7 protein-coding genes are annotated in these 6,662 nt (G+C 64.2%); 3 read left to right on the top strand and 4 right to left on the bottom strand.

Annotated elements, in window-relative coordinates; translation table 11 throughout:
- The first annotated feature begins 62 nt into the window (after nucleotides 1-62).
- Entirely contained in the window at nucleotides 63-1,019 is a 957-nt protein-coding gene (locus J7E24_RS15620; protein WP_215139059.1) for an alpha/beta fold hydrolase, read from the top strand.
- Between the two features lie 23 nt (nucleotides 1,020-1,042).
- Here the strand turns inward: J7E24_RS15620 and J7E24_RS15625 are convergent, their stop codons facing one another.
- From J7E24_RS15625 to J7E24_RS15635, 3 genes are all read right to left on the bottom strand, one after another.
- Complete coding sequence (locus tag J7E24_RS15625; RefSeq protein WP_215139060.1) at nucleotides 1,043-1,765, bottom strand: phosphatase PAP2 family protein; 723 nt, start codon at nucleotides 1,763-1,765, stop codon at nucleotides 1,043-1,045.
- Nucleotides 1,766-1,825: 60 nt separating this feature from the next.
- The gene (locus tag J7E24_RS17930; RefSeq protein ID WP_215139061.1) at nucleotides 1,826-2,632 is read right to left on the bottom strand and encodes a phosphatase PAP2 family protein; all 807 of its coding nucleotides are present in this window, start codon (nucleotides 2,630-2,632) and stop codon (nucleotides 1,826-1,828) included.
- A 189-nt stretch (nucleotides 2,633-2,821) separates the two neighbouring features.
- Nucleotides 2,822-3,721 carry an alpha/beta fold hydrolase gene (locus J7E24_RS15635; RefSeq protein WP_215139062.1) on the bottom strand — a complete coding sequence of 300 codons (900 nt, stop codon included), beginning with the start codon at nucleotides 3,719-3,721 and terminating at the stop codon, nucleotides 2,822-2,824.
- A 234-nt stretch (nucleotides 3,722-3,955) separates the two neighbouring features.
- Between J7E24_RS15635 and J7E24_RS15640 the strand changes: the two genes are divergently transcribed.
- The gene (locus J7E24_RS15640; RefSeq protein ID WP_215139063.1) at nucleotides 3,956-4,429 is read left to right on the top strand and encodes a hypothetical protein; all 474 of its coding nucleotides are present in this window, start codon (nucleotides 3,956-3,958) and stop codon (nucleotides 4,427-4,429) included.
- A gap of 81 nt (nucleotides 4,430-4,510) precedes the next feature.
- Nucleotides 4,511-6,229 (top strand): hypothetical protein, encoded by a 1,719-nt coding sequence (locus J7E24_RS15645; protein WP_215139064.1) that lies wholly within the window; start codon nucleotides 4,511-4,513, stop codon nucleotides 6,227-6,229.
- Nucleotides 6,230-6,252: 23 nt separating this feature from the next.
- Here J7E24_RS15645 and J7E24_RS15650 read toward each other — a convergent pair whose 3' ends face one another.
- Complete coding sequence (locus J7E24_RS15650) at nucleotides 6,253-6,639, bottom strand: transposase (protein WP_317195627.1); 387 nt, start codon at nucleotides 6,637-6,639, stop codon at nucleotides 6,253-6,255.
- Nucleotides 6,640-6,662: the final 23 nt, after the last annotated feature.

A 6,662-nucleotide genomic window follows, 5' to 3' on the forward strand; every position in this document is an offset into this window, starting at 1 on the left:
TGCTTCGACAAGCTCAGCATGACGTTCTTTTCGACTTTATAAACGGTTTCAAATTAAAGCACATGAAGTACCTCAAAACTACTGCCTACTCGATTCTGGCCCTGGGTGGCGCAACGCTGGGCGGGCTGGTGCTGTTCACGCACCGGACGGCCCGCAAGGTGCGGGCGGCGCTGCCCCCCAGCGGCTCGTTTGTGGAGTTGCCCGGCGGACGGCTGCACGTGCGCGAACAGGGCACGGGGCCGGTGCTGCTGCTGGTGCATGGGCTGGGCGGCCAGATGGGCCAGTTCACCTATCAGGTGGTGGAAAAGCTGGCAGCCGATTACCGGGTGGTGGTAGTAGACAGGCCGGGCTCGGGCTATTCGCAGCGGCCCGCCAGCGCCGATTTGCTTAGCCAGGCCGACACGCTGGCAGCCCTGATTGACAAGCTGGACCTCGGCCGGCCGCTGGTGGTGGGCCACTCGCTGGGTGGGGCCGTGGCGCTGGCCCTGGCCCTCAACCACCCCAGCCGCGTGGCAGGGCTGGCGTTGATTGCGCCGCTGTCGGCGCTGCCCGAAACGGTGCCGCCCATGTTTCAGCGGCTCCTGATTCCGTCGCGCTGGCAGCGCCAGCTCGTTGCCTGGACGGTAGCCACGCCGCTTTCCATGCGCCGCAGCCCCCAGGTGATGAAAGCCCTATTCGGTCCCGAAACCCCACCCCCCGACTACGCTACCAAAGCGGGTGGTATGCTCAGCCTGCAGCCTGCCCAGTTTCTGGCCACCATTGCCGACCTGGAAGCCCTGCCCACCTACCTGCCCACCCTCACGGCCCGCCTGCCCGAGCTACGGCTGCCCGTGCGCGTGCTCTACGGCCGCCACGATGCCGTGCTCGACTGGACTACCAACGGCCTGGCACTGGTTGAGCGCGTAGGCGGGGCCACCCTGCAGCTGGTAAAAGGCGGCCACATGCTGCCCATCACCCAGCCCGAGTTGGTAGCCCGTTTTATTCGGGGCGAAGTGGTGGGGGAAGAAGTAAAGGGCTGAACACAGCACCTGCGTGGCCGGCTTCACTTCCCGCGCAGCTTCCGCCACCACTCCCGCAACTGCATCGGATAAGGCGAGAAAAGTACGTGCAGGCTGGCCACCCAGCCCACCGAGCAAAACCAGCCCGCCAGCACATCGGACGGGAAGTGCACGCCTAAGTACAAGCGCGAGATACCTACACCCAGCGCAAACAGGGTGCCCAGCGCCACGGCTGGCCAGCGCCAGGAGGTGCGCCATACCAGAAAGGCCACGGCGGTGGCCAGGGCCGCCGAGCCCATGGCATGCCCACTCGGAAAACTGTAGAACTCTTCCGGCGCAATCGACTCCCAGAGGGCCGGGCGAGTCCGCCCAAACAGCAGCTTGGCCGTTATGTTGAGCGCCATTGCCCCACCTACCGCCAATGCAAAAAACCAGGCCGCCGACCACTGCCGCCGCCACAGCAGCAGCGCCCCAATAGTCAAGCTCACACCGCTCATGATGCTGGTTCCGCCGGCGCGGGACAACAGCAGCGCCAGCTGGTCGAGGCCGGGGGACTGGCGGGCGTGCAGCCACTCCAGCACGAGCTGGTCGCCGTCGAAACCGCCACTCTCCCAGATGTCTTCGGCCACGTTCACGAATACCAGCCACGGTATGGCAACGCCCAGCAACAACACCCCTACCAGGTGGCCGTGGCGGCGCAGGGCCTGGTAAAGCACGGCCATTAACGCGCGGGTAAACCGGTAAAGTGCTGCCAGCAGCTGTTTCATGTAACCGAATTAGGTGGCGGCTGAAATCCTACCTGATAATGGTAATAAACCAGCCGGACGCTACCGGCGGGGCCGCCACACCAGCCCCAGGCCCATGCCGCCCCCGGGCACGTAGGTGGGCGCAAAGCTGGTTTCGCGCAGCAGTCGGGGCTGGCGGCCCCAGCGGTTGCGGTGCGTGAGATAAGCCAGGTGGGCCGACAGAATACCGAAGCCGGCGCCGGCCACCACGTCGCTCTGCCAGTGCTTGTCGTTGATCATGCGCAGAGCCGCTACGCTGGTGGCAATGGTGTAAGCGCCCACGCCGTACCACTGGCTTTTGTCGCGAAACTCGGTGTGTACGATGCTGGCGGCCAGAAATGCCTGTGCCGTGTGCCCCGACGGGAACGAGAGGTTGTCTTCTCCGTTGGGCCGGGTTTCGCCGCTCAGATTTTTCACCGCAAACACGCTGGCCAGCATAATGGCCTCGGCTTTGGCAATCACCAGCAGGGTATTGATGCGGTCGGAGCGCGACTCCACTCCTGCCAGCGCCACCAGCCCTAGCTCGGCGTACGGCGCAAACAGCAGCGCGTCATCGAACCGGGTACTCACCGGCCGGAACTGCTGCCGGACAAACGTACGGGCCTCGCGGTTGATGCCCGCGTTGCCCTGCGCCGTAATGGCCCCGTAGGTGATGAGCAGCGCCGGCACTAGGCTGGCCCGCACCAGCTTGCCCTTGTACCAGGCTTTTTTGGGGGCTCCGGCCGGCGTCTGGTACTTGTTGCCAGTGGTATCGGCGGGGGTAGCCAGCGGCACCTGGGCCACGGCCGGTAGTGTAGCACCACCCAGCGAGAGGGCCAGTACCAGACGGAATAACAAAGACTTAAGCACCGGATAAGAACAGTTAAGTAGATGATTAAAACCGGAGGAAGCTACCAAGGCTATCCGAAAACGCAACAGCCGTTTATGCCTTCGGGCACTTTCCAAAACGCTCTGCCACGTAGAAAGGATAGCCACTCATTCGGTGGAAGATCTGACGCCTCCTATGCTGGCTGGCCTCTGCCTGACGGGTATACCATCTTAACGCAAAAACGTTACGATGCGGGCCAACACAACCGGTTCGCGCATGATGCGGTTGTGGCCCAGGCCGCTGGTAGCTTCAAACTCCAGATCGGGCCAGGCAGCGGCCAGCTCCCGGGCCTCGGCAAACGGGATACTTTCGTCGTGCTCGTCGTGCAGCAGCAGGGCCTGCCCCACCCGGAAAACCGGCCCGGCCTGCAGCAGGCTAAAGCTTTCGGCATCGCGGCCGTGCTGCTCGCGGATGTATCGGCTCATGCGGGCCATTACGGCCGGCGGCAGGCCCAGCAGGTCGGCGAAGCGGCGGGCCACGGCGGGCGTACTGGCGGGCACGGCCAGCAGCACCAGCCGCGGCAACATGGCGGTGGTGTCAGTATTAAAACGAACCGGGCCGCCCACCACTGTAGCCCCACCCAGCGAGTGGGCCACCACGGCGTGCAACGGGCCAAGCCTGTCGGCCACAGCCTGCACGGCTCCCACGTAAGCCGGCAGCGTCAGGCGGCGGCCCGCCGAGGCCCCGTGGCCCGGCGCATCGAAGGCCACCACCCGGTAGCCGTCGGCCACCAATGCCCGGACCATCACCCCCCAGAAGCTGGCCCGGTGCTCCCAGCCGTGCACTAGTAGCACCGTACGCGCGCCGGACGGGTTCCACTCGTAGGCAGCCAGCGCGCCGGTGGGGCCAGCTACCGTAAAGGGGTGGGCCTCGGCCAGCACGGCGGCTTCCCAGGTTTTTTCGGGCAGGCGGCGGGGCGTGGTAAACAGCCGCCAGGCCGAGCGGAAGGCCCACTCGGTGGAAAGGGCGGCCTGCAGCCGGAACTTCAGGCGTAGCAGCACCAGGGCAAAGGGCTGCGCCGGAATAACGGCGGCTTCGGCGGACCGGACTGTGGTTGTGGGCAACGTCATGGGAACAAATATCCGGCATTTTGCCGGGCAGGAGCAGGTACGTATTTCGTGAGGGAAGTGCTGATTTCTCGCAAACCAGGAAGGCCATTGCGTATCAAGGGGTAAGGGCCAGCGCGGTTCTATATCGTGGCCGGCCGTGGAACGACTGCCTGTTTCTTGCCGTTACTCGGCCCATATCTGCCCACACCTACACCTATACCGGCCGCGGCGGCCTGCACCTGCCTTACCAGTACTATGCTACTTCACCTGCACGATGTCTGCCTGCAATACATTCCGGAGGCAGCGCTGGTACGGCTGCAGTTCCATCGGCCCTCAGCCGATATGGCCGCGTTTCAGCGCAGTATGCAGGCCGTTGCGCAGCTGATCGAGCAAAACACCGTGGCCGAGGGCCTTATCGACCTGCACGGCCTGCCCGACCTCACTATTGCCCAGCAACTGTGGATAGCCACGCACTGGCTGCCGCGGATGGCGGTACCGGCGGTCCAGCACACCGCAATTATCATCCCCGAAAACGGCCTCTACAACCAGATGACCGTTGAAATGCTGCACCGCGCCGCACGGCACTTCATTAGTTGCGAGGTGCAGTTTTTTCATATGCCGCACGCCGCCCTCGACTGGCTGCTCAGCTTTCAGGACCCTGCTGCCCAGCGCGCGTTGGAGCAGGAATGGGACGCGGCCTGGGCGGCCCGCGGCCAGTGTGTCGGGTAAGCGGGCTTCCATATCTTTGCCCGTTCCACGGCCAGCCGGTTGGTTGGCCGCTTTTGTTTGTGCTCGTTTAGTTTTTTGCTGATGTCTTCTTCCGCTCTTGCCTCCCAAACCCTGCAGCTCGGCTCCTATCAGTCTGCCGCCGATGCCCAGCTGGCCAAGTTTCAAACGCAGAACTTCACCACCGGCTTCTGGCAGAAGCAGGCCGATTTGTGGGTTTCCGACACCGAGGGCCAGCACAGCATCCGTAGTTTCATGGGCTGGCTGCGGGTAGTAGACGACATGCTGCCGGCCGTGCCCGAAATCGAGCAGTTTGTGCAGGAAGTGAAGCAGGCCGGCTTCCGCCACGTGGTGGTAATGGGCATGGGCGGCAGCTCGATGACGCCCATTGTGCTGCGTCAGGCATTCGGGGAGCTGGCTGGTGGCCTGCCGCTGTCGGTGCTCGACACCACCAACCCCGGCTCGGTGCGCGAGATTGAAGCAGCCGTGCCGCTGGCCGAAACCCTGTTTGTAGTCGCCTCCAAATCGGGCACCACGGCCGAGCCGCTGGCGTTTGGCGACTACTTCTACGCCCGGATGCAGGAACTGAAGGGCGACAAGGCCGGCGAGAAATTTGTGGCCATCACCGACCCCGGCTCGCAGTTTGTAACCCAGGCTACGACCCAAAAGTACCGCCGCATCTTCCTCAACTTTGCTGATGTGGGCGGCCGCTTCTCGGCCCTCTCCTACTTCGGTCTGGTACCCGCCGCCCTGCTCGGCATCGATATTAAAACCCTGCTGGAGCGCGCCCAAACCATGATGCGGGCCTGCGGAGCCCAAGGCCCGACGGAGCACAACCCTGGCCTGGAGCTGGGCGCGGCCCTGGGCGTACTGGCCCAGCAGGGCCGCGACAAGCTCACGCTGGTGGTGCCCGAAAACCTCTCAGACTTTGGGCTGTGGCTGGAGCAGCTCGTGGCCGAAAGCACCGGCAAGCAGGGCACCGGCATCCTGCCGCTGGCCGGCGACCCGCTCAGCGCGCCGGCCGTGTACGGCTCCGACCGGGTGTTTGTGTATGTGGGCTACGAAGGCCAGCCCGATGAGGAAAACCGCCAACAGGTAGCCGCTTTGCAAGCCGCCGGCCACCCCATCATCACCATTTTGCTGCGCGATGCGCTGGATCTGGGGGCCGAGTTTTTCCGCTGGGAAGTGGCCACGGCCGTGGCCAGTGCAGTGCTGGGCATCAACCCCTTCGACCAGCCCAATGTGCAGGCCGCCAAAACTGCCACCAACCGCCTCATGGAAGTGGTGGAGCAACAGGGCCAGCTACCCCAGACCAGCGCCCCGCTAGCCTCCGAAAACAACCTCGACTACTATGCCAGCAGCAGCGGCAGCAGCGCCGAAACCGTGCTGAAGGACTTTTTCGGCCAGGCCAAGCCCGGCGACTACCTCTGCGTGCAGGCCTACCTGATGGAAACGCCGGCCCTGAATACCGAGGTAGATGCGTTGCGTGCCCTTGTGCAACAGCGCCTGCAGCTGGCCACGGCGGCCGGCTACGGGCCGCGTTTCCTGCACTCCACGGGCCAGTATCACAAGGGCGGCCCCGATACCGGCCTGTTCCTGCAGCTCACCACCGACCACCCCCACGACCTGCCGCTGCCCGGCCGCCCCTACACCTTCGGCACGTTCCAGAACGCCCAGGCCGCCGGCGACCTACAGGCCCTGCAGGACTACGGCCGCCGCACGCTACGGGTGCACCTAGGCGGCGGAAACGCCGAGGCCGGCCTGGCCGAGCTCCTCAAGCGCCTGGAGCAGGTGCTGGCCTAGTTTGCCAGCTGGCTGCTAAGTAGTCATGCAAAAGTAATCGTGTATTGTTTGCCGACGTTGGTTAAGACGTCTTCGAGTCGTTGGAGCAGTGTTTGGTCGGTGGCATAGTCTTGTGGCCTTATCCAGTAATGCTTGCAGCGGTGCCAGAGCAATTCGATGTGGTTGAGTTCGGGACTGTAAGGGGGCAAAAACAACAGGCTCAGGCCTGCCGCTGCCCACTGTTTGTGGCAGGCCTGCACCACGTGGGCTTTGTGAATGGAGGCGTTGTCAAGCACCAGCACCGTAGGACCGCTGAGCGTTTGACAGAAGTCGTGGACAGCCAGCACAAACAAGTCGGCTGTCAGGCTGCCTTCGCGCAGATAGGCTTGCACGGGCTGGCCTGGCACATGCGCCTGCCAGAAGCCCAGCACCGAGTGCCCGCCCCGTCCGCGCA

Origin of the sequence: Hymenobacter sp. ISL-91 (assembly GCF_018613725.1) — a bacterium.
In the GTDB taxonomy this organism is placed as follows: domain Bacteria; phylum Bacteroidota; class Bacteroidia; order Cytophagales; family Hymenobacteraceae; genus Hymenobacter.